This window comes from Staphylococcus sp. KUGN1 (assembly GCF_045984185.1).
GTDB lineage: Bacteria > Bacillota > Bacilli > Staphylococcales > Staphylococcaceae > Staphylococcus > Staphylococcus warneri_A.
The window spans coordinates 340,382-363,145 of the sequence record NZ_JBJQIL010000002.1; the positions used below are offsets into that span (position 1 = coordinate 340,382).

At 33.3% G+C, this 22,764-nt stretch carries 24 protein-coding genes; 5 read left to right on the forward strand and 19 right to left on the reverse strand.

The window, feature by feature from the left end; genetic code table 11:
- Window positions 1–48: 48 nt before the first annotated feature.
- Window positions 49–912, reverse strand: a complete 864-nt coding sequence (locus ACJQQZ_RS08080) for a PhzF family phenazine biosynthesis protein (RefSeq protein WP_145505648.1) — start codon at window positions 910–912, stop codon at window positions 49–51.
- Window positions 913–1,052: 140 nt separating this feature from the next.
- Here ACJQQZ_RS08080 and ACJQQZ_RS08085 point away from each other — a divergent pair, with 140 nt between their 5' ends.
- The gene (locus ACJQQZ_RS08085; RefSeq protein ID WP_259342328.1) at window positions 1,053–1,358 is read left to right on the forward strand and encodes a GNAT family N-acetyltransferase; all 306 of its coding nucleotides are present in this window, start codon (window positions 1,053–1,055) and stop codon (window positions 1,356–1,358) included.
- A 138-nt stretch (window positions 1,359–1,496) separates the two neighbouring features.
- Window positions 1,497–2,303 (forward strand): VOC family protein, encoded by an 807-nt coding sequence (locus ACJQQZ_RS08090; protein ID WP_124228162.1) that lies wholly within the window; start codon window positions 1,497–1,499, stop codon window positions 2,301–2,303.
- A 40-nt stretch (window positions 2,304–2,343) separates the two neighbouring features.
- On the opposite strand, the gene ACJQQZ_RS08095 is transcribed toward ACJQQZ_RS08090, so the two are convergent.
- From ACJQQZ_RS08095 to ACJQQZ_RS08120, 6 genes are all read right to left on the reverse strand, one after another.
- Window positions 2,344–2,790: a TM2 domain-containing protein gene (locus ACJQQZ_RS08095; protein WP_002450100.1), complete on the reverse strand. Its 447-nt coding sequence runs from the start codon at window positions 2,788–2,790 to the stop codon at window positions 2,344–2,346.
- A 15-nt stretch (window positions 2,791–2,805) separates the two neighbouring features.
- The gene (locus ACJQQZ_RS08100; RefSeq protein WP_002450101.1) at window positions 2,806–3,678 is read right to left on the reverse strand and encodes a helix-turn-helix transcriptional regulator; all 873 of its coding nucleotides are present in this window, start codon (window positions 3,676–3,678) and stop codon (window positions 2,806–2,808) included.
- Window positions 3,679–3,861: 183 nt separating this feature from the next.
- Entirely contained in the window at window positions 3,862–4,437 is a 576-nt protein-coding gene (locus tag ACJQQZ_RS08105; RefSeq protein WP_002450102.1) for an LPXTG cell wall anchor domain-containing protein, read from the reverse strand.
- A gap of 74 nt (window positions 4,438–4,511) precedes the next feature.
- On the reverse strand, window positions 4,512–5,426 hold the full coding sequence (locus ACJQQZ_RS08110) for a phosphate/phosphite/phosphonate ABC transporter substrate-binding protein (protein ID WP_124228160.1): 915 nt from the start codon (window positions 5,424–5,426) through the stop codon (window positions 4,512–4,514).
- 185 nt (window positions 5,427–5,611) lie between these two features.
- The gene (locus ACJQQZ_RS08115) at window positions 5,612–7,105 is read right to left on the reverse strand and encodes an aldehyde dehydrogenase family protein (RefSeq protein ID WP_075777994.1); all 1,494 of its coding nucleotides are present in this window, start codon (window positions 7,103–7,105) and stop codon (window positions 5,612–5,614) included.
- A gap of 185 nt (window positions 7,106–7,290) precedes the next feature.
- On the reverse strand, window positions 7,291–7,953 hold the full coding sequence (locus ACJQQZ_RS08120) for an NAD(P)H-dependent oxidoreductase (RefSeq protein WP_002450105.1): 663 nt from the start codon (window positions 7,951–7,953) through the stop codon (window positions 7,291–7,293).
- Window positions 7,954–8,234: 281 nt separating this feature from the next.
- On the opposite strand from ACJQQZ_RS08120, the gene ACJQQZ_RS08125 reads away from it, so the two are divergent.
- Entirely contained in the window at window positions 8,235–9,227 is a 993-nt protein-coding gene (locus tag ACJQQZ_RS08125; RefSeq protein WP_037551663.1) for a D-lactate dehydrogenase, read from the forward strand.
- Window positions 9,228–9,289: 62 nt separating this feature from the next.
- Here ACJQQZ_RS08125 and ACJQQZ_RS08130 read toward each other — a convergent pair whose 3' ends face one another.
- Together ACJQQZ_RS08130 and srtA are read right to left on the reverse strand one after the other, a co-directional pair.
- On the reverse strand, window positions 9,290–10,093 hold the full coding sequence (locus ACJQQZ_RS08130) for a Cof-type HAD-IIB family hydrolase (protein WP_002450107.1): 804 nt from the start codon (window positions 10,091–10,093) through the stop codon (window positions 9,290–9,292).
- A gap of 172 nt (window positions 10,094–10,265) precedes the next feature.
- Window positions 10,266–10,880: a class A sortase SrtA gene (srtA, locus tag ACJQQZ_RS08135; RefSeq protein WP_145505650.1), complete on the reverse strand. Its 615-nt coding sequence runs from the start codon at window positions 10,878–10,880 to the stop codon at window positions 10,266–10,268.
- Between the two features lie 225 nt (window positions 10,881–11,105).
- On the opposite strand from srtA, the gene ACJQQZ_RS08140 reads away from it, so the two are divergent.
- The gene (locus ACJQQZ_RS08140) at window positions 11,106–11,609 is read left to right on the forward strand and encodes a GNAT family N-acetyltransferase (protein ID WP_002450109.1); all 504 of its coding nucleotides are present in this window, start codon (window positions 11,106–11,108) and stop codon (window positions 11,607–11,609) included.
- 27 nt (window positions 11,610–11,636) lie between these two features.
- Here the strand turns inward: ACJQQZ_RS08140 and ACJQQZ_RS08145 are convergent, their stop codons facing one another.
- From ACJQQZ_RS08145 to xylB, 5 genes are all read right to left on the reverse strand, one after another.
- Window positions 11,637–11,813, reverse strand: a complete 177-nt coding sequence (locus tag ACJQQZ_RS08145; protein ID WP_002466971.1) for a hypothetical protein — start codon at window positions 11,811–11,813, stop codon at window positions 11,637–11,639.
- A 166-nt stretch (window positions 11,814–11,979) separates the two neighbouring features.
- Window positions 11,980–12,879 carry an L-serine ammonia-lyase, iron-sulfur-dependent, subunit alpha gene (gene sdaAA, locus ACJQQZ_RS08150; protein ID WP_002450110.1) on the reverse strand — a complete coding sequence of 300 codons (900 nt, stop codon included), beginning with the start codon at window positions 12,877–12,879 and terminating at the stop codon, window positions 11,980–11,982.
- A gap of 12 nt (window positions 12,880–12,891) precedes the next feature.
- Window positions 12,892–13,572 carry an L-serine ammonia-lyase, iron-sulfur-dependent subunit beta gene (gene sdaAB, locus ACJQQZ_RS08155; RefSeq protein WP_037551671.1) on the reverse strand — a complete coding sequence of 227 codons (681 nt, stop codon included), beginning with the start codon at window positions 13,570–13,572 and terminating at the stop codon, window positions 12,892–12,894.
- A 2-nt stretch (window positions 13,573–13,574) separates the two neighbouring features.
- Window positions 13,575–14,618: a PTS sugar transporter subunit IIC gene (locus ACJQQZ_RS08160; protein ID WP_002450112.1), complete on the reverse strand. Its 1,044-nt coding sequence runs from the start codon at window positions 14,616–14,618 to the stop codon at window positions 13,575–13,577.
- Window positions 14,619–15,540: 922 nt separating this feature from the next.
- Window positions 15,541–17,019, reverse strand: coding sequence for a xylulokinase (gene xylB / locus ACJQQZ_RS08165; RefSeq protein ID WP_002450113.1), 1,479 nt, complete (start codon window positions 17,017–17,019; stop codon window positions 15,541–15,543).
- 200 nt (window positions 17,020–17,219) lie between these two features.
- Between xylB and ACJQQZ_RS08170 the strand changes: the two genes are divergently transcribed.
- Window positions 17,220–17,906, forward strand: a complete 687-nt coding sequence (locus ACJQQZ_RS08170) for an MBL fold metallo-hydrolase (RefSeq protein WP_037551665.1) — start codon at window positions 17,220–17,222, stop codon at window positions 17,904–17,906.
- A 49-nt stretch (window positions 17,907–17,955) separates the two neighbouring features.
- Here ACJQQZ_RS08170 and ACJQQZ_RS08175 read toward each other — a convergent pair whose 3' ends face one another.
- From ACJQQZ_RS08175 to pgsB, 5 genes are read right to left on the reverse strand one after another with little or no spacing between them, the layout of a single operon-like run.
- Complete coding sequence (locus ACJQQZ_RS08175; protein ID WP_002450115.1) at window positions 17,956–19,557, reverse strand: gamma-glutamyltransferase; 1,602 nt, start codon at window positions 19,555–19,557, stop codon at window positions 17,956–17,958.
- 2 nt (window positions 19,558–19,559) lie between these two features.
- Entirely contained in the window at window positions 19,560–19,721 is a 162-nt protein-coding gene (locus ACJQQZ_RS08180) for a hypothetical protein (protein ID WP_002450116.1), read from the reverse strand.
- Entirely contained in the window at window positions 19,711–20,784 is a 1,074-nt protein-coding gene (locus tag ACJQQZ_RS08185) for a CapA family protein (RefSeq protein ID WP_037551667.1), read from the reverse strand. The genes ACJQQZ_RS08180 and ACJQQZ_RS08185 overlap by 11 nt, the downstream gene beginning before the upstream one ends.
- A gap of 26 nt (window positions 20,785–20,810) precedes the next feature.
- Window positions 20,811–21,263, reverse strand: coding sequence for a poly-gamma-glutamate biosynthesis protein PgsC (gene pgsC, locus ACJQQZ_RS08190; RefSeq protein ID WP_002450119.1), 453 nt, complete (start codon window positions 21,261–21,263; stop codon window positions 20,811–20,813).
- Window position 21,264: 1 nt separating this feature from the next.
- Window positions 21,265–22,422 (reverse strand): poly-gamma-glutamate synthase PgsB, encoded by a 1,158-nt coding sequence (pgsB, locus tag ACJQQZ_RS08195; protein WP_002466961.1) that lies wholly within the window; start codon window positions 22,420–22,422, stop codon window positions 21,265–21,267.
- Between the last annotated feature and the right edge of the window lie 342 nt (window positions 22,423–22,764).

Here is a 22,764-nt window from a genome sequence, read left to right on the forward strand (position 1 = left end):
GTGAATTAAAACAAATTGCCTCATGTCTGTTTCAATTCACCATTTTTATTATTTATTTTCTTTTACAGTAATATAACCTTCTATGATTATATTCGAGTGTCCCCCGATTTTTAAAGGCTGCTCTTGTTTTATATTAATTTTCCCATTTCTGCCGATACAACAACCTTGAGTATTGGTATATTCATTATCTTTTACTAAATCATATCGTTCAACCATCACTGCGACACAACCATTACCACTGCCACAAACTGGATCTTCATTCACCCCTTCATTAGGCGCAAAAGAACGAACCTCAAATTGAGCGTCGTCTTCAGAGTCATACGAACCAAATACGGTAACACCTGTCGTACCTGGATAAATAAACTGACGCATTAATTCAAATTTAGGCTGTAAATCCTTTACAATTTGTGCATCTTTCAATTGTAATGTTAACCATTCAGCACCTATATTCACCTTTTCAGCTCTTTTGATGTCTTGGTTTGTAATGTCTAAACTTTTAACAATACCGTCTAATTGTTCCACATCTATTTGAGAAACTTTTGGTTCAGGAAGACTAAAGAATGTTTTACCTTGATCTATATCTATTTTCACTAAACCAACGCCACTCTCTTGCATTAAATAATGCTCATGTTTCGGGAGCATACCATTTTGCAATACCGCAAACGATGCCCCTACTGTGGGATGTCCTGCAAACGGCAGTTCATTATTAGGCGTAAAAATACGTAAACGATAATCTGCCAATTCATTGTCTGGCTGGCACACAAATGTCGTTTCAGATAGATTCGTCCATCTTGCAATATCTTGCATTTGTCGATCCGTTAAATAATCCGCTCCAAATACAACCGCTACAGGGTTCCCTTTATAATCATCATTCGCAAAAACATCCACTTGCATATATTTTAACTGTGTCATAACATCTCCACCTTAGACTTTTAATTAAACTCAGATTAGCAATATTATTAAATGATGTAAACGACCAATAATCGTGCTTTATGTTGTATTACGTATGTTAATATGTTTATCCTTTCCATTTAGTGATAAATATATACTATATATTCAAAAAGGAGCGATGCTTCATGGCTGAAGAAATTAAACAAGGCAATCAAAAATTTTATGTAGGTGACGATGAAAATAATGCACAGGCCGTTATTACCTTTAAATCTGTAGATAATAACGAAATTGATATTGATCATACTGGTGTTGCCGACGAACTTGGTGGTCAAGGCTTAGGTAAAAAATTAGTATATAAAGTTGTAGATTACGCACGTGAAAATAATTTAAAAATCATTGCATCTTGCCCATTTGCTAAAGCTGTTCTTGAAAAAGATGAACAAGTACAAGATGTATATTTAGGCTAATACTGAAGAATTCTCAAATAGATGTGGGATAATGACGCTATTTACATTATCCCACATCTTTTTTTGAAAGTTTTACTTGAATATACTTTTTATACTTGTTATAATAAATATATTAAAAAGAAAAGCGGGGATTCAAAAATGGCATTTCATGACACTACTGCAACACAAATCACAAATATCAATTTAAACGTTAAAGACTTAGATACAATGATGACTTATTATACAAATATTCTTGGATTTAAAGTTATATCTCAAACAGAAGATAAAGCGGTTCTAGGTATTGGCAACAGCGGTCATACACTTACGATGAATGTGCTCAAAGATGGCAGACAACCTGCCGCTTCAGAAGCTGGTTTATTCCATATTGCTTATCTATTACCAACAGATACAGATTTAGCAAACTTTCTATACTTCGTAGCAAATAAAGGAATGCGTATCGGAGCAGGCGATCACCTTGTGAGCCAAGCCTTTTATTTCAACGACCCAGAAGGTAATGGTATTGAAGTATATAGCGACCGCCCAAGTGAAGGTTGGACTTGGAATGATGGCTTCGTCAAAATGGATACATTAGAAGTTGATGGTCCTAAATTATTATTAGAAAGAACCGAAGATGGTTGGGACGGCATGCCTGATAATGCTAAAATTGGACATCTTCATTTAAAAACACATCATATTGAAGAAGCTAAAGATTTTTATATTAACCAAATTGGGTTCCAACATATATCTAAATTACCTCAAGCCTTATTTATGTCTACCAATCAATATCATCATCATTTAGCAACTAACACTTGGCAATCAAGTAAAAAACGCGAAGATAATGACAATAGTTATGGCTTAACTGGCTTTGATATTTATAAACCAAATCATAGTGAAGAGACATTAACTTCACCTGAAGGATTAACTGTACACTTGCACTCAGATCAAACTAAAGTACCCCAAGCATAATAAAAAGGTAGGACACATGTCCTACCTTTTTTGTTACGCTTTATTGATTTTGATTAAATTGTTGATTAGTTCCCTCTTCATTTACCCCTTGATTAAAGTGTTGTTGTCCATTTTGTTGTTGAGCTTGATTATATTGACCTTGTTGTGCATATTGGTCTTGATATGGATTATAGTTGTGATTTGAATTGTGATTCATCATTGATACTTCTTCTGTCGCATGGCGTCTAACCTTTTCCTTATTTTCCTCAATCATCCCCGGAATAAGACAAGCATCGATAATGAGCCAGATAATGGTTGGAATACCGAATGTAAACCATGCTGTCACTAATGTTAAAATTAATAACCCTACTGCTGAGCCGGTCTTACCTAGATAAAAACGATGTCCCCCTAATCCACCTAAGAAAAACCATAAAATATACGCTACACTCGTTTGCTTAGACCGATTGGTCACTTGATTCTCGATATAATTCTTTTCTTCTAAATTCATAAATGTAATCTCCCATTAATTAGTATATTGCTTTTTAATTACTTCTAAACGATTAACAAATTGATCGATTAATTGTTGTGGTCCTAACATTCTTGCTAAGGGAGCTAATTGATAGGATATGTAAAATGCATCTAAATCGGTACAATTCACTTCTACGATTAACGTATCTTCACGTTCTTCAATCATGTTTTGAATTGAAAATTGTTGCTTAAATTGTTCCCAAATTTGTTTATTAATTTCAAATGTGATAGGTGTCTTCGTATGAACATGATTAAAATGTGATTCTAATACATTGATATCGCTTATCGAACGTACAGAAATTGTTGATACTTCCTTTTTATATTCGTACGTTAACCAATAGTCATAATGCATGTACATTAGAGATAATGGTTTGATTACAATTTTGTCGTTTTGACCCTCGATTTGAAATCTAACATTGCGTTGTTGTGTAATTGCCCTTTGTAAAGTCATTAATTGATATCCTGGCAATGATTCTTCTCTTACATTAAAATGATTTAACACTGACTTCAACACTTTCTGATTTTCTACATTTTGGCTATTAATTTCCCTCTCGAATAAGTTAAAAATTTCCTTGTGTAGTGTTGGTGTTAAACTTTTAATCTTAATCAATAAACTTATGAGTCGTAAGCTTTTTTGATTATATGCGTCATTAATTAACTGATATCCATTAAGACGTCGATTATAAATCACTTTTGTTTGTTGAAATCTCCAAAAATCACTTTCATAAAAAAATAAATTGATCGTATTTATATCTCTTTGAATGGATTTTGAACTCACATCTGTTAAGTCTGTTAAATCGGACGTAAGCACAACATTTTCATTTATTAATCGAGTAAATAAATTGAGTACACGGGTCGCTTTATCCAAAACAATCAACTCCTAGTAAAATTATAAGAAATGCTATGGACATATATTGTCTGTTTAATCTATTTTTCTAAAAAATGATATAAAAATGAGAGGAAAGTCGTGCTACTTGATTCTTTAAGAACAAAGTATGGCGACCATTCCTCTATATCATTCCATTTATTTCAATGATTGAAGTAATAATACTTATGCTTGTTGCTTAAATTTGCGGCTAATCAATAACACGGCACTACCGATGATGCCCAAAATACTACTTAACATAACACCGCTATTTGAAGTTTGTTGTCCAGTTTCTGGTAATGCAGTTGCTTGGCTTGATTGCTCTTGTTGTTGATGAGCATTAGCAACAGTTTGTGTTGTTGTTGACTGATGATTCATGTTTGTATTATTTTGGTCAGATTGTTGTGAACCATTTTCGACATCAGTTTGTGAAATGAAGTATTCTTTACCATCATATTTAGTCATGAAATATAATTTACCTTCACTAGTTAACCTATAAGTATAAGCACCCTCATCAGGTGATGAAATGATATAATCATCCCCCTTTTTTTGAGTTGTATATGATTGGTTATATCCTAAATCACTTGATAATCCAGGTGAAAAGCTAGCTTTTTTTGCTTGATCATTTATTGTAGCTTTATTCGCGATATCCTTTGCATTATTGACATTAAGTTGTTCTGCAGCATGTGCTTGTCCAGTTAACACACCTGTCGCTAAAACTGTTCCTGCTAGTGTTGTTGCAATTAATCCTTTTTTCATCATCCATGACCTCCATTTGTTTAATACGCTTACAGTTTAATCAATTCAGTGGTCATGTAATGTCCTTTTGTTCAAATTTATTTATTTTCTATTTTCTGTCTATATTCTCTCACTTTATCAAAGTCTTTATCATGTGCTTTTTCATAGCCTTCATGTCCATAAATCTCACTAATTACTTTTTTACCTTTATTCGTTTCACTAATATGCATAAACGCTTTACTTATTTTATCCTTCCAAGATGGGCTCATGTCACTTCTAGCTGAAATAGTATCATTCGGAATCTTGTCACTATGGTAAATGACTTTAGTATCTTGATATATTTGAGGATAATCTTTTTTCAAGTCTGCACGTGCATCTTGATATGTAGCAACTGCATCCACATCGTTATTTAATAACGCAATTAAAGCTTGATCGTAACCTTTGATTTGTTTCGTGTGAATGTCATTAAGCGAGACGCCTTTATCTTTTAAGCTTGCCAACGGGTAAATATAGCCCGATGTCGATTCAACATCCTGTAGACCTACCTTTTTATGTTTTAAATCTTTTAAATCCTTCATATAACTATCTTTCTTAACTACAATTTGTGAGCGATAGTAATCAACAAGCTTATTCGTTTTATTACCTTTTTTGTCTACCAAATAGCCCTTAGATTTTAAAAGTACATCGGCAGCACCTTGATCATGTGCAATGGTATATGACACGGGTGATATAAAGGCGACATCAACTTTTTTCGATTTTAATGCTTCAACCATGGTATTGTAGTTCGTTGAAATATGTACTTTTACTGGAATGCCTAATTCTTTAGAGAATAATTTTTGTAATGGTTTCACTTTTGCATTGAGTGTCTCGCTATGTTGAGATGGAACAAATTCTACGTTTAACACTTCGGGTTTATAATCTTTCTTTTGAGTTTGTTGTTTAGATTGACTACAACCAACCAGTATTAGTATTAACGATATAGACATTAATACTAATATAATCATTTTTTTCATTTTTCACTTTACTCCATAATCCATATTAATATATAAATATATTAATTGTATTATACATTATCATTAATTAAATATGTGCCATTATCAAAAATTTAACATTCGTTATTATTATCATTTTTAAAATATGAATAACCCTTTCATCAAAATAGATGAAAGGGTTATCGAATGATTGATACTATGTCCTATTAATAAAGACCTTTTGTTTCGTTTGAAGTATCAATATAAATATTTTTAACTTGTTGATAGTTTTTAATAGCATCTTTGTATACTTCGCGACCAATACCAGATTTTTTATATCCACCGAATGGTGCACCTGCTGGAATTTGATTGTACGTATTAATCCAAATACGTCCTGTACGAATCGCTTTAGCTACATTTAATGCACGGTTTAAATTCGTTGTGAAGATACCGCCTGCAAGTCCATATTCAGAATCATTGGCAATTTGAATAGCTTCTTGTTCGTCTTCAAATTTCTCAACAACCACGACTGGACCAAAAATTTCTTCTTGAGCTAACTGGTGGCTATTATCATTTAATTCAATAATCGTCGGCTCGAAGAAGAAGCCTTTATCTCGACCATTATCAGTAAGTCTGTGACCACCTGTAAGAATCGTTGCATTTGGATCATCTTCAGCTAATTTCACATAGCTTTGAATTTTTTCCATTTGTTCTCCACCAGTTTGACTTCCCATTTTAATATCATCTGCAAATGGATCGCCAACTTTAATGTTTTCAAATGCTTCTTTTAATTTAGGTAACAATTTGTCATATACTGATGATTGAACGAGCAATCTAGAACCGGCACTACATACCTCACCTTGGTTGAATAAAATACCTAATTGCACACCTTCAATCACTTGATCAATATTTGCATCGTCAAAGATAATATTGGCACTCTTACCACCAAGTTCTAATGTTGTAGGCACAATGCGTTCTGCACCTGCTTTTGCTACACCATAACCTACATCTGTAGAACCAGTGAATGACAATTTATCGACACCTTCATGATTGAAAATCGCGTCTCCTGATTCAGAACCTTTACCAGTTAATACATTAACAACACCTTTAGGTAATACGTCTTGGAAGATTTTAGCTAATTCAATTAATGTTAATGGCGTTGAAGATGATGGTTGAATCACAACAGTATTACCTGCTGCAAGTGCTGGACCTAACTTCCATGAAGCTAATAAAATTGGGAAGTTCCATGCCACAACGGCACCTACAACACCTACAGGTTCATGCACAACTAAACTCATCGTATTATGATCTATTTCATTCACTGAACCTTCGTCAGTTGTTAACACACTTGCAAAGTATTTAAATTGATTTGCTGCCATTGGTACATCAATCGTTGATGTTTCTCTATACGGTTTACCATTTTGTAATGATTCAATTGTCGCGAATCGTTCTGCATTCTCATGAATTTTACGACTAATTTCTAGTAAATAGTCTGCACGTTCTTCTTTTGAAATTTTACTCCAACTATCAAATGCGTTTGTAGCCGCTTCAACTGCTTTATCCACATCTTTTTTACTTGCTTTTGCGACTTCTGCTAAGTCTTCACCATTTGCAGGGTTAGTAACTTTTATTGTTTCTCCTGTTTCACTTTGTTGGAATTCATTGTTAATAAATAATCCGTAACGCTCATCGATATAATCTCTTACGTTAATATTTGCCATAGTATCCCTTCCTTTTTTAATTTGATTTGAAATACTTTCGGAAATGTAAACGTTTACTTTTTCTTATTAACATTGTAACGGCTTTAATTATGAAAATAAAACAAGATGCTCATTGTTTCAAAATTGAATCAAAAAAGACTTCTTACACTATAAAAATCATAGTTTAAGAAGCCATTATCTATTTTTTAATTAATCCATTCAACTACATCATCTTGTGTTTGACGAACTTTACCGTGAGGTGGTTCTCCTGCTCGATAACCAAAGGCTGCCATAACTGAAATGCCGAAGTTTTCAGTATCTAAAATACCTTCATCTGATAAGATTTGAGTCACTGTATCTACATCAAACCCTTCAATTGGACATGAATCTATACCTAATAAAGCTGCACTTGTCATCATATTACCCAAGGCAATATATGTTTGTTTACAAGCCCAGTCATATAATGTACGTTCGTTATCATTGATATGGAATTCTGTTTGGAAGTCATCATACTTTTGATACACTGCAGGGATTGTACTCTCTTCATATCCTTTAACATTTTTCACTAAATTTTGTACGTATGGTGATTGAGATGTCACATTTTTACGTGCAAAAATAAGCATGAAATGGCTAGCGGAATCTAATTGTTTTTGAGCACCCCAACTATGTGGTTTTAACTTATCTCGAAGCGTTTTACTTTGAACAACTACAAATTTCCAAGGTTCTAAACCTAATGAACTTGGAGATAATCTACCTGCTTCTAATATTGTTTCAAAATCTTCATTTGAAATCGTTTTAGATGCATCAAATTGTTTTGTTGCGTGTCTAAAATGAAATGCATCGATGATTGTTTGATTCATATCGTTCACTTATATTGCCTCCTATTTATTTCTTTATACTATAAATTATAGCTTACTTGACCTTTCCAAAAAAATATTTGAACTGAATCAACGTGTCTTAATTATTTATAAATTAAGAAAATGTAACATCTTAATCCTTAATTTATATTATTTAAAAGAAAAATTAATATTTCTCTTGATTTGTGAAAAGTTTCACAATATAATGTGGTTGTAAGTTACAGTATTACTTATTATTTTATATTATTAGTTATTTTTATTTTTCTTATATTTTAGAAATGGGGTAAACAATGATGACAAAAATTATGTTTTTCGGTACGAGAGAATACGAAAAGGATATGGCGTTAAACTGGGGTAAAAAAAATAATATTGAAGTCACTACGTCACCTGAGTTATTAAGTAAAGAAACGGTTGATCAACTTAAAGATTATGATGGCGTTACTACAATGCAATTCGGTAAACTTGAAGAAGAAGTTTATCCAAAACTAGAAGCATATGGTATTAAGCAAATTGCACAACGTACTGCTGGCTTTGATATGTACGATTTAGAATTGGCTAAAAAGCACGATATCATTATTTCAAACGTGCCTAGCTATTCACCTGAAACGATTGCAGAGTATACTGTATCTATCGCATTACAATTAGTACGTAAATTCCCTGCAATTGAAAAGCGCGTACAAGATCATAATTTCACTTGGGCGGCGCCTATTATGTCACGTCCAGTTAAAAATATGACTGTAGCCATTATTGGTACTGGTCGAATCGGTGCGGCAACGGCTAAAATTTATGCTGGTTTTGGAGCTAAAGTTGTGGGATATGATGCTTATCCAAATGAATCATTAGACTTCATTGAATATCAATCATCTGTTGAAGAAGCTATTAATGGTGCTGATATTATTTCATTACATGTACCAGCTAATAAAGAAAGTTATCACTTGTTCGACAAAGTAATGTTTTCTAAAGTCAAAGAAGGCGCAGTACTTGTAAATGCCGCTCGTGGTGCTGTGATCAACACACCTGATTTGATCGATGCTGTTAATCACGGCCCATTATACGGTGCAGCTATTGATACTTATGAATTTGAAGCGCCTTATTTCACATTTGATTGGACAAATAAAAAAATTGAAGATGACACATTATTAGAACTCATCGACAATGAAAATATTTTAGTTACGCCTCACATTGCATTCTTCTCTGATGAAGCTGTACAAAACCTTGTTGAAGGCGGTTTAAACGCATCACTATCTGTTATTAATACAGGCACTTGTGACACACGATTAAACTAAAATCACATATCAAAGACGCGTTGTAGTGATCCAAACCGATGATCAACACAACGCGTCTTTGATTATTTAAGATTAAGTACTACATTTTCAATTGTAGTTAATACCCCTTGGTCATCATTACTTGGCGCGACATCATAAGCTATATCAAACAACGTTTTATCCTGACTATTTTTCATCACATAACTATATTTAGCCAACTCTAACATATCCTTGTCATTATTCGCATCGCCAAATGCCATCAGTTCTGAGGGTTGCATTTCCCATACATCCAATAGTCTGGCCAATGCTTGCCCCTTTGTCATATTGGGCATAATGATATCGATACTATCATGTCCACTCGATACTAACTTAATTGTATTTGGAAAACGTGCTTTTAGTTCATCATCTAAATGCGGATGTGTTTGCCTATTAATATTTAACGCGATTTTTACAAATTCATCTTCAGGTAAATCTTCTAACTGCGTAATTTCATTTAATTGATGATAGTAGAATCGTGTATCTTCTTTAAATGCTTCTGGTGTATCCTCTAAAATATAAGCACTTTCTAATCCACAGATTACCATTTGATTAATCTGTCTATCTTTATGTAAATAATCAATCACATCTTGATAATCTTGATGATTAAAACTGCGATATTGATATAACGCATCGCCTTTATAAATAACAGCGCCATTTTCTGAGATAAAGAACATATCTCTTTTCCCAAATATCGACTTCAATTTAGCATATTGGTTTCCACTCGCAGCTATAAATTCAATGCCTTGTTCCTTCAACGCTTTAAATACACGTTCGAATCTTTCATGATCATATTGTTTATTTGAGTCTAAAAATGTCCCATCCATATCGACTGCAATTGCCTTAATCACGTGTAATCCCCCTCATCCAATCTTTACGTTCATTATAGACAACTATTCATTAGTGATGAAGAATCACGGTACAACCTGAAACTATATTCAAACTTTGAAATTTCTTTCACAGACAAAAAATAACAAAAAACTGAGACACCATTTGTTGATGTCCCAGTTTATACTAATTGGCTTAATTAATTTGTTTAGCTACAAATATTTTACGTTTCTCCCAAACGCCAGTATCTTTATTATAATCATCACAAGTAATTAATGTTAATTGATTTTTCTCACCTTTATGTTCGTTTAAAACTTTAACATCAGATGGATCGACATTACGAATACTAGTCATTTTATATTTTCGAGTCTCATTGCCTACTTTGAAGTAGACTTTACTTCCTTTTTTAGCAGCTTTTAAATTCGTAAACTGATAATGTGGGCGATCCGTAAATGTATGGCCTGCTATTGAAATGTTTTGATCTGTTAAAGATTCGTTACCTTCAGCAAAACTTACACCACGATTTAATTGTTCTGGTGTTGTAGGTCCAGGGTAAACAGGTTCTTCAATTTCTGCATCTGGCACTTTAATATAGCCTGCCATCTTTGATTTATCTTTAGGGATTTCAGGTGCTTTATCCTTAGATTGATTACTATCCTTACTTTCTTTTTTATCATAATTTTCGATTTTATCGTTATTATCCTTTTCATGTAGATAATTATCGATATGAGGTTTAGCAAATAAGTAAATTGCTACTAATATTAATACAACACCAACTATAGTCAGTAATCGATTGGTCCATTTCTTCATATATGTTACTCCTTTAGTTAAATACAATGAATATCATTTCAGATTTAGCTATTTCTATATTTTGATATCAGTATATCATTAAATATTCATATTACATAATCTTTGAATAAAGTATTGAATTCATTGAATGATGTAAAATCCATTAAAGATAATGATTAGGTTATCATTATGTATGTCTTGTTTTTAGTTATAAATTAGTATCTAATAATGAGTGAGGTGAAGCACATGATAAGACAAGCACAACAATCAGATTTAACTTCTATTCTAGACATCTATAATGATGCTATTATTAATACGACTGCAGTATATACGTATCAGCCAACTAATATTGAAGAAAGACAAGCATGGTTTAATCATAAACAACAAAATGGTGACCCTATTTTTGTATTTGAAAAAGATGATATCGTTCAGGGATTTGCGACATATGGTCAGTTTAGAGATTGGCCAGCTTATTTATATACCATCGAACATTCAATTTATGTCCATCCTAAATATAGGCATCATGGTATTGCGTCACAATTATTAATTAAACTGATTGAAGAAGCTAAAGATAATAACTTTCGTACATTGATAGCAGGTATAGATGCATCTAATACAGGCAGTATTAAATTGCATGAAAAATTTGGCTTCAGTCACTCTGGCACAATCAAATATGCTGGGTATAAATTTGACCAATGGCTCGATCTTACTTTTTATCAACTCGATTTATACAATATAAAAAGAGATTAAGTAGGAATTGACTTCCATGACTTAATCTCATTGATTACCTCTGTTTTCAATAACAAAACGAATATAGTAAAACATGAACACAATGATCATACTTAGCGATAATGATTTGAATAATAAATTCACCCAAGTTCCCTCTGTCGTCCACAAATACGTTATCGTTGTGTTAATGATGAATGCTATAAAAATTAATGTTAATCTTAGCATTGCATCAGCCCCTTTTAAATTATTTTAGTGATAGGGCTGAACTTTTGCAATGAATTTTTTTAATTTTTAGAAAAATAAATTTATTACTTTCCTGCTCATTAACTCTATTATATGAAAAAAGCACTCAAGAGCTTATACTCTTAAGTGCTTTTAATCATACACAATATTATTTATTTTTCACCATATCTTCGGCTTCACCAAAGATTTTACGTTTAATTTCTTCACCAGTTGGTGTACCTGCTAGACCACCTAAACCAGTTTCACGTAAGGATGCTGGTAAGTTTCTACCGATTTTATCCATAGCACTGATAACTTCATCAACAGGAATTCTACTTTCTACACCCGCTAATGCAAGGTCTGCTGAAATTAATGCATTGCCTGAACCAATTGCATTACGCATCACACATGGAATTTCAACTAAACCTGCAACTGGGTCACATACTAGACCTAATAAGTTACTAATTGCTAAAGCCATAGCGTGACCTGAAGCTTCCGGAGATCCACCGAAGATGGATACTGCTGCAGCTGCTGCCATTGCTGATGCTGAACCAACCTCAGCTTGGCAACCACCTGTTGCACCAGCCACACTTGCATTATTGGCTACGACTCTTCCGAATAATGCTGCTGTGAATAAGAAATCAATCATTTGATCTTCTGTAATGTCATGTGTTTTTTCTAATTTGAATAATACGCCTGGGATAGTACCTGAGGAACCAGCTGTTGGAGTGGCACAAATAATACCCATTGCTGCGTTAACTTCATTTGTAGCAACTGCACCTTTAACCGCTTCAATCATTTCATGTCCCGATAGCGCATGATTATTTTCATTATAGTCACGAAGTTTTGCTGCGTCATGTCCTGTATAGCCAGTTACACTTTCTACACCTTCGCCCGTAGTACCTTTAACAACAGCATCTCTCATAACATCTAAGTTTTGTTTCATGTTGGCACGTACTTCATCACGTGTAAGACCTTTAAGTTCCATTTCTTCTTGGATCATGATATCTGCAAATGCCATATCTTTTTCTACTGCATAATCTATTGTTTCTCTAATTGAATCAAACATCTTGAATCCCCCTTAATTAATATAGGAAACGTTAAAATCACTGTATTTTTCTCTAATTTTGTCTAATGCTGATTCTTTGATTGATTTATTTAATGGTAGAACCACTAAACTTTTATCATCATTAAATTGTGTTAATTCATCTTTATATTCAATTTCCATATCGTTTAAGTCATTAATCAAATGGTTGATTTGTGCTTTATCGGCTGGACCATCGACTTCTAAAATAGGTAAACCATGGTTCATTTCTACTTCCAGTCCATTCACATGGATACCTTTTAGTTTGATTGTTCCGCCACCAATTGAAATACCAATGACTTCGATATGACGTCCATTTGCATCATCAGCTTTAATGTAGGCACAGTTTGGATGTTGTCCAATACTTTCACCTTCATCTTCAATAATTTCAACAGCGATGCCTTCGTCTTTAGCGATGTCTAATGCTGATTTAATTCTGTTATCAAATGTACTGTAGCCCATTGCACCACCAACTACAGCGACGTCTGTTCCGTGTCCTTGATGTGTTTTAGCAAATGATTCATAATAACGAATTTCTAAACTTTTAGGCACATCACCTAAAACAGCTCTTGCTGAGTTACCGATTTTTACTGCTCCAGCTGTATGAGAACTTGACGGTCCCATCATTACTGGACCAATAATATCGAATGCACTTTGATAATCATAGCTTTTAGCCATCATTAAACACTCTCCTTAACTTGGTTCTTTCTGCTCGGTACATTTAAACTTAAGTTCATTAAGTTAAATTTCTTGATAATTGTACTCATGATGAATGCCAATATGATACTTACAATAGCAACAATGACAATTGTAATAATTGCTTTCATTGGTTCATTAAATCCGAATAAGACAATCGCGCCGGCAATTGGTGTGGCCATACCTTTTACGCCGATCACTACGCCCATAAATGTTACGATACAAGCATTTACCATTCCAATTAATGCATTCGTTCCATATAGTTGTACTGGATATTGAGCAATTAAATCAATTTGTGTTAATGGTTCGATACCTACTGCAAATGCTTTAGATTTACCACCAATGTGTAATCGACTAAATAAGACATAATTGACGAATGAACTTCCCATACATGTCATTGCACCGATTGCCATTGGTACTCCTGTTAAACCTAATAAGCTTGTTAATACCATTGAACTTAATGGTGTCATACCTGTTACTGGTATAACTAGTCCTAAGATGATTGCTAGTGCATAAGGGTTATTGTCGCCAACTGAAGTAACCGCACTACCAATTTGTTTAAGTGTCGCCATAACTCCTGGTGTAATCACGCTTGCTAAACCAAATGTAATTGCTGGAGCCAATAAAATAACAACAATTAAATCTAGTCCTTCTGGAACTTTTTTCTCTATTAATTTAATTCCAAAAGCTACAATATACGCTGCAATAAATGCTGGTAATAGTTTAAAATCATGTAGTACTAAACCAACGATAACTGCAAACACTGGAGATACGCCTAAGTTTAAACAAGTAAGTATCCCTACTGCTATACCACTTAAACTACCTGCTAAATCACCGATTTCTTGTAAAAATTTGATGTGGAATACGCCACCAATTGCATAACTTAAAAACGCTTGAGGTAAAAACGTTGCACAAGCAGCCCCCGATAAAGCTTGTAATCCTTGTTTACCGTAAGGTGCAAATTTTAAGAATAGCGTCATGATGATAAGTACTAGTACAAGTGTACCCACTCCTAAGATAATATTCATTTCCCCAAAACCTCACTTTTTTATTTTTAGGCCATAGTTATCGTACACCCTTAAGAAAGCGATTTCAATAATTAAAAAAATTTAAATAAGACTAAATTGTGAAATGTTTCACGAATTAATTGTATTATTCATATTTAAAATGCAAATATACATTTTATAAGTAATTTCCCTTGTTCGTTGCATTCTATATGAAAAATCTCTAAAATGTAAACTTACTCTTTTTAACTATATTCTCTCAAACATTTTGACGACCTATCTATTCTAACGCTTATACACTCATTTTGTAACAAATCGCTCACAATTTTTTAGGGTTTCTTACTATAAATTTGTGTAAGAAACCCATAAATATGAATGTTAATTATTTTAGTGTGTTTTTACATCTATCTACTTTAATGTTTTTGAGTTTATTCAATTACTGTAATCCCTTAACTATTTCAAGATTGTCATCATATGGAGGTCCTCTTCCCCTATTTATATCATATGTCATATTCGGATGCTCCTCTCTGGCAAATTAAGGATCCTTTTGTAGAAGTTTAAGGATAGTGGTTGTTGGAATGGTATTTAAAAATTTTAGATTTAAATTTAAAGATGTGAATGTTTATTAAATAGCTTGAGCAGAAAGAATAATTTTTTAATGTGGATAGAAAATTGTTACTGAGTTAAAAATTGAGTGGTGTAAAGCAATTATAATACTGAAGTTGTAAGTGATAAAAAGGAGTCTATTTAAGTTGATTGATACGATTTTCGAGGAATAATGTAGTTTTAAAATAAAACGAAGTATTTTTATATGTATATTAAACGATTTTAAATTAATTTTGTCAATATAAAATTTCAGATTTTTCTAATAATTAGACAACACGCTCCCTTAGTATAAAAAAATAGTAGATTGGAAGCCTTCTATTTGTTCCAATCTACCTCACATTTATTTAATAAGTTTAGCCGTAATATCTTTAGTATGTGTGTAAATGTCTTTATAAATATTATGATAATATTCGTATTGTTTATGCTTATCCATATTAGGTTTAAATATATTTTCTACTTTAATAAAATCATTAACGCAATCTTCAAATGATTGATACCAACCTAGACCGTATGCAGCAATGATAGCTGCACCCATGCTAGGCCCTTCTTCATGTTTTAGTTTCTTAACTGATGTATTAAAAACATCTGCTTGTAGTTGCAACCAAAAATCACTTTTCGCACCGCCCCCAATAGAAATGACGGTATTAATCTCATTGCCTGCTTGTCGAATCAGTTGTATAGAATCATATAATGAATACGTAATACCTTCAATCACTGCTCTAACGAAATCAGCTTTCGTATGTTGCCCACTTATCCCTATAAAACTACCTCGAATCGATGCATCTCCGTGAGGTGTACGCTCACCTGCTAAGTATGGTGCAAATAGTAAGCCGTTCGCGCCTATCGTAGATTGACTTGCCAACTGTATTAGTTGATCAAAACTTTCTTCTTCAAAAAAGGTATGTTTTAACCAATTTAAGCTATATCCAGCTGCTAAAGTTACACCCATCGCATAGTATGTTTCTGGTATCGCATGATTAAAGAAATGGAGGTTATCATCATATTCTGTCACACTTTGATGTTCGACATTTAATATCACACCTGATGTGCCAATACTACATAAAGTCTCTTTATCATGTATCACACCGGCTCCTATTGCTCCACAAGCATTATCACCACCACCTGCAAATGTGGCTACATCTTCATTTAAACCAAGCTCCTCAGCAATCGAAGGCAAAATGCTTCCTGTAAAAGCATGTGAAGCGACAAGTGACGGATAAATATCCCCCATTTCAAATGTATCTCCCAAATCTTTAGTCCATTGATTTGTCTTTGGACTCAATAATAATGTACTTGCTGCATCACTATATTCCATGTGTATGTTACCTGTAAGACGATAACGCAAATAATCTTTCGGTAACATAAAGTAATCTACATTTTTCCATATGTTAGGCTCATGTTGTTGTACCCAAAGCATTTTAGGTAAAGTAAATCCTTCTAAAACTGGATTTTCATTAACTCTATGGCCAAATTTGTCTATGATTTGTCGACATTGTTCAGAGTTTCTAGTGTCATTCCACAGAATTGCATTACGCAAGACATGTCCATCTTTATCAACAATGACTAAACCATGCATTTGTCCTGAAAATGATATACCTTTGACGTCATAATCTTTCATTTTAGACGATGACATTAATGCTATAATTGCTTTTTTAGTGGCTTGGAACCAAGCTTCAGGATCTTGCTCACTATATCCACTTTGCTCTTGGATTAATGATAATGATGCATTTTTAGATTCAATAACGTCCCCTTGTTGATTAACAGCTATTACTTTGATTGAACTTGTTCCTAAATCGATACCTAATACGACTTCTTTCAAATGGCACACTTCCTTTATCTATGATCATTTGTCCATTATGATATTCATCAACATATGTCGGTCTTATTACTACCTTATTTCATTACTCATCACTATCTTAATATACACCTTTCATACTGTCTATTTTATCCTTTTTATGATTATTTCTATATTTACAGGGTAGTGTTGTAAATATTAAATACTTAAAGGAATGAAACATGATGACCAATCAATATAAAGATAATCAATCACAATCTTATTCTCAATTACATCAAATTGCCCAAGGACTTTATGCGACACCAACAACTCAATTACCGTTTGATCCTCGTTTTGAATTCAAATCATTTATTTTAGAACGTGATGGTGAAAATATCATCATCTATCACTCTGGTCATTTAAAAGACGTACAACCAGACATAAAAAAATTGGGAGGCGCTGCTAAAGTTTTAATGAATCATGATCATGAATCTTTAGGTGGTCCTAATCAACTTGATATACCATATGTCATACACCAAGATGATGCTAAGGCCCTCACAAGTTCAATAACAATTCACGAATATTTTAATGAACGCCAAATGTTATATGACGATTTAGAAGTGATTCCTACACCAGGACACACCCCTGGCACGACGATTTTTCTATGGGATAACGGTGAGCATCGTTATTTATTTACTGGCGACTTCCTATGTTTTGAAGGTGACACATGGCGTACTGTTATATTAGGTTCCAGTGATAGAAAAAGATCGATTCAAAGTCTTGAATTGATCAAATCCTTAAACTTTGATGTACTCGTACCATGGGTTTCTATCAAAGAAGGTCCGGTCGCTTATTTTGTAGAAAATGATGATGAAATACAACAACAAATCCAAAATATTATTGACCGTGTTCGTAATGGAGAAAATAGTTAACATTAAAAAGACGTGAGGCCTTTGCCTCACGTCTTTTAATGATATTGCCTTATCTGTTACCAACGTCAGATCCGACATCTACTTTTTTGTTTTTCTTATCATACACAGCGCCTTGCACACTACCAAAGTTTGGATCGTTACGTTTTTCTTTCACTCCATATCCCAAACTCTTGAAGATCTCTAAATCTTTATCGTCTATTGCGTTTTCATAGTAAATCGTACCACCATCATTATAGAAACGTGGTTTATCTACTGCTTCTTGTAACGTACCGTCACCTCTTAAATAATCGACTATGACTTCATTTAACATCGTTGGAATCTTATTACCACCTGGTGTACCGATACCCATATAGAAGTCTGTACCAACGATGATAGATGGTGAAATAAATGAGCGTGGTGCTTTATGTTTGTCACCATAGTTTGGACTCGATGGTGATTTAGAGAAGTCGCCTAATGAGTTATTCATATAAAAGCCTTCTTTCATAAAGTCACCTGAACCAAAGTAACTTGATAACGTATTTGTTGTACTTGCAACTTTACCTTGTTTATCAATCACAACAAAGTGTGTTGTACTTGTGTTATCTGTTTGAATAGGGTTGAAATCACTACCACCTTCAGCTGCAGTACCTACATTGACTTTATTGAGTTCGCCAAGTAAGTATTCATCAGATAAATGTTCTTCACTACTTGGTTCTGTACCATTGACAATATCGCGGTTACTATACATAACATCACGTGATTCCAAGATACCTTTAATATAGCTATTTCGATCAGCAGTATCTTGATTTTCTTTTTCGTCAATTTTCAGACCTTGTAATGTTAATGTTCCACCTAGTGGATTTGATGCCGAATAAACTTTGTTACCTAAATAATCTGTACTTACAGGTTCTTTCTTTTCAGTCTTAAATGTCGTAAAGTCCTTTTCAGTTAGTTTATTATCTAATTGTTTAGATACGCTTTTACCTACATCTTTATAGAAATAATCAGGACCTTTATCGCGTATTTTTTTCAATGTATTAGCAAGTTTTTCTTGTTTCACTACATCGCCTTCACGCAATGTTTGTTTACCTTTAAAGAATGGAGAATTACGATCAATTTTAGAACCATATATTTTCAAGCTACGCTCTAACTCTGAATCGACTTCAAATCCATCTTCGGCAAGTGGAATAACGTAATCAAAAAGTTTCTTCTCATCCATCTTACCTTCTTTTTCATGCATATCATGCATCCCTCTTACAAAACCAGGGGTACCGATTTTATCACCTTGTTTAAAGTTATAAGAAGAATAGGTTTTATATTCGTATAAGTTTGGTACTTGGCCATCTTTACCATCGTAAGTTAGTGTTGCGCCACCACCACCCAATCCAGATGAGTGTGGCTCTGTCACTGCTAATGCATATGACACTGCAAATGCTGCGTCTGTAGCATTACCGCCATCTTCTATTACCTTTTCACCTATTTTAGTAGCAATTGCATTATTGGATGCAACCCCATAATTTTTAGTTCCTGGCTTTTTATGATTAGCTATTTTATTTTCATATAGCTTATCTTTATCTACCTTTTCATCTGAGGTGAAATAGTAAAAGACGAACGAAATAATAATGGTAATAATTAAAATGACAGTCAAGGTTGCTTTATTGTATATGTTCATTCCTAACTGGCCCCTTTTGAAAGATATTGCTGTTCTCCATTTTTCAGTTCTTGTTGTTCATAACTATCTAAACCTTCATTCGCTCTTGCAAATATGACGAGTAGGAAAATGATGACGACTATAATAATGACAGTAATGGGTAGCCAATGCTTTTTAATATTCAAATGTATAACCTCCATCGTCAGCTTTTTTAAGATTGATTGACTGATCTTTAATATTATTATGGAAACGTTTATGGTCCATCTTATTCATATCATCTTGTGAGATTTTACCGTCTTTAGATTGTATTGGTGTAAGATGGAACTTATGTTTTTTACCTTTCCAATCATCTTGAACAACCATACCTTTTTGGTTTTTGGATAGGAAATCGTCTGATGTTGTATTTCCTAGGCTATAAAAAATGGGTGTATTGTTATATTTTTCAACTTTTTGAATGACTGAATTGTGACCGATAATTACATCAGCACCTGCTTTTGATAACGCATGTGCATATTCTCTTTGACGGTCAGTAACATTTCTTTCATTAGGGATACCCCAGTCTACATTAACAACGACATAATCATTGTTCTCTTTTAACTTTTTGATTAACGGATAAAAAATATCTGGATCTAAACTAATAGACGTCGTATTTTTAAGTGGCTCTGCATAATTAGATTCAACATCTGTAAAGGATACATTCGCAATTTTCTTACCTTTAATATTTTGTTGAATTGTTTTACTGTTTATAGGATTTGAACCATTACCAGTTAAAAAGTTGTATCCCGCTTGTGATTCTACTTTCTCCATTAAGTCTCTAGCAGTAATGTTGTCGGTAGTTTGGTTAATTAAATTGACACTTTTAATATTCTGCTTCTTTAAGAACATGATATTTTCTAAATTCTTTTCAATTTCTTTCTTAGGATCATTTGAAAAGTCATTAACTAAAAGCGATGCTGTTGAGAAATCACTATTTTTTAACGGATCTTGTAAACCAGCAAAGACACTATTGAGATTATTTTGTCGAATATGTTTATTTAATGTAATATTGCCTAAATATGTCATTCGGATACTACTTGGATCTTTCGCATCACTCTTAACTGGTACTACTTTGACCGCGCGAATAGCGAAGACTATTAATACTAAAGCGATAAGTAGGACGATGGCTGTATACAATGTATTTCTACGCTTATGCCGTTTAGATTGTTTGAGCAACCATTCGCTTGGCGTTAATCGTTTTTTCTTTTTCATTGTTATTACGCGCTCCTTGTTCTTGATTAATTAATAAAACTGTATAAGAACAAGATGACATATGTAATACATGTTAATAACATTGTAGATGATAATGTTATTACAACACCTTGTTTTTGAATTGTGTTAGCGATGATACCAGGAATTACTACCCCAATACCGGAAACTTCGACCATTTCAAATGGGGTCAATGGATAAATCAAATCAAATATAAACTTCAATACCATACCTGTTAGAATCATGGCTGCGAACTTTCTTCTACCATATAAAATAACCCATTTACTAATACCGTTATTTACAATGAAGAATGTTAAACAACTAATTATAAGTACTGATAAAAGCATGATGGGTTGATCAAAAATTAAAGCTAAATAACCTGGTACAACCAGTCCTGCAGGGTTAATACCAAATTTCTCAGCAAAAATAAGACTGAGAACGACACCTACAAATAAGGAGAAATATAATTCTGAACCTATCATTTTATTCTATCCCTTCTATGAATTCCGCTATTCTTCCACCTGGGCCGTGGATATTACCTACACAAAAGACAAGTGCATTGTCAGATTCTTTCATAATAGCTTTTTCAATTTCTGTAAAATCTTGTCCTTCAAAGTTCAAATATCTCTTGTCTGGTAAACGATGCATTAAATCTGACACCATCTGAGTACTTTTTCCGGTACAAATCAACGTATCGTAATCAATATCTTCTAAGAAATTATCAACAAATAGTTGTGTTCTATCGATTCTGTCAGAACGACAATTTAAAATGACCACTTTTTTCGTATATGGATAATTGTATGATTCCACTTTATTTAAAATGGCCTTAGTGGATTGTGGTTCGTTGGCAGCAAATGCATTAACAAATACATTTTTAGTATTATTAGCATGGAAGTATTTAATCCTCACTGCTCCTGGATCTGCTGGCGCATTTAACATACCTTCTAAGGCTGTCTCACTATCAATGCCTACTGCTTGAGCAATGCCTAACACAATGGCTACATTATCTGGAAAGACTAAATAATCAAACTTTCTTAAGTAAGACTCTGGTATTTGCTCTTTGTCCACCACGATTAATTCAGTTTTACGCTTTTTAGCTTCTTTAGCGAAAAATTCTGTAAATTCATCTTTCATTACAACTAATTTACCTTTATATGGAATCGTTGCTGTAAATGATTGGGCAACATCTTGTAATGTTGGACCTAGCACATCCATGTGGTCTTCCATAACATTGACAATAACGCCAATATTCGCTTTAACTAAGTCCTTTTGGAAAGTAATTTGATAATCTGGATTAACAGCCATACATTCGTTAACAAGTGCATTCGCTTTTTGTTTAACAACTTTACGGATGATATCACGTTGCTCACCAATGTTGGCGCCTTGAGGTTTTCTAATCACTGGGTACTCTTTTTGGGTAAACCAGTACATCATTCTTGCGTCAGTTCCTGTTGTCTTCCCTATGACTCTATAGTGGTCTTCTCTAAGCACACTATATGCCATTCGAGTTATGGTTGATTTACCTCGAATACCATTAATGTTGATTCGTATAGGGATTTTCTTAAGTCGATTCGCATGGCGATTTTTCTCCTTAATGCCTAGCCATAGAATCAACACGACACATACTATTATGAGAATCACGCTATAATCCCTCTCTTTTCTATGTATATTGAATTGTGAATGGAACAATACATGTATAATTACATTTATATAAAATTTAGATAAATACAAATTATTCAAACGTTTCCATCACTATAAAGTCTATAAAAACCATTAATTAAAAGTCAATATGTTTTAAATATTAGCTTAAAATTCTTAGTCAAAAATGCTTAATCTACTACTTACTAGTAGTAGCCTATCATTTGGTTGTTGATTCAGTTTTAATTCTTTTAACCAAAGATTAAAAATTTGTAAAGGAATGTAAAGATGCGATTCCTGATTTAACAGATAAGCTTACATTATTAGTAATATCCATAGTTAGAC

Excerpts from the sequence above, each read along its gene's own strand:
- pgsC (WP_002450119.1), bottom strand. The coding sequence starts at position 21,263 with ATGATAGGTTCAGAATTATATTTCTCCTTATTTGTAGGTGTCGTTCTC.
- ACJQQZ_RS08145 (WP_002466971.1), bottom strand. The coding sequence starts at position 11,813 with ATGCTAAGATTAACATTAATTTTTATAGCATTCATCATTAACACAACG.
- ACJQQZ_RS08095 (WP_002450100.1), bottom strand. The coding sequence starts at position 2,790 with ATGAATTTAGAAGAAAAGAATTATATCGAGAATCAAGTGACCAATCGG.
- ACJQQZ_RS08175 (WP_002450115.1), bottom strand. The coding sequence starts at position 19,557 with ATGAACATATACAATAAAGCAACCTTGACTGTCATTTTAATTATTACC.
- ACJQQZ_RS08090 (WP_124228162.1), top strand. The coding sequence starts at position 1,497 with ATGGCATTTCATGACACTACTGCAACACAAATCACAAATATCAATTTA.
- ACJQQZ_RS08140 (WP_002450109.1), top strand. The coding sequence starts at position 11,106 with ATGATAAGACAAGCACAACAATCAGATTTAACTTCTATTCTAGACATC.
- ACJQQZ_RS08080 (WP_145505648.1), bottom strand. The coding sequence starts at position 912 with ATGACACAGTTAAAATATATGCAAGTGGATGTTTTTGCGAATGATGAT.
- ACJQQZ_RS08160 (WP_002450112.1), bottom strand. The coding sequence starts at position 14,618 with ATGAATATTATCTTAGGAGTGGGTACACTTGTACTAGTACTTATCATC.
- sdaAA (WP_002450110.1), bottom strand. The coding sequence starts at position 12,879 with ATGTTTGATTCAATTAGAGAAACAATAGATTATGCAGTAGAAAAAGAT.
- ACJQQZ_RS08185 (WP_037551667.1), bottom strand. The coding sequence starts at position 20,784 with ATGAAAAAGAAAAAACGATTAACGCCAAGCGAATGGTTGCTCAAACAA.
- ACJQQZ_RS08125 (WP_037551663.1), top strand. The coding sequence starts at position 8,235 with ATGACAAAAATTATGTTTTTCGGTACGAGAGAATACGAAAAGGATATG.
- ACJQQZ_RS08105 (WP_002450102.1), bottom strand. The coding sequence starts at position 4,437 with ATGATGAAAAAAGGATTAATTGCAACAACACTAGCAGGAACAGTTTTA.
- srtA (WP_145505650.1), bottom strand. The coding sequence starts at position 10,880 with ATGAAGAAATGGACCAATCGATTACTGACTATAGTTGGTGTTGTATTA.
- ACJQQZ_RS08115 (WP_075777994.1), bottom strand. The coding sequence starts at position 7,105 with ATGGCAAATATTAACGTAAGAGATTATATCGATGAGCGTTACGGATTA.
- ACJQQZ_RS08170 (WP_037551665.1), top strand. The coding sequence starts at position 17,220 with ATGACCAATCAATATAAAGATAATCAATCACAATCTTATTCTCAATTA.
- sdaAB (WP_037551671.1), bottom strand. The coding sequence starts at position 13,572 with ATGGCTAAAAGCTATGATTATCAAAGTGCATTCGATATTATTGGTCCA.
- ACJQQZ_RS08110 (WP_124228160.1), bottom strand. The coding sequence starts at position 5,426 with ATGAAAAAAATGATTATATTAGTATTAATGTCTATATCGTTAATACTA.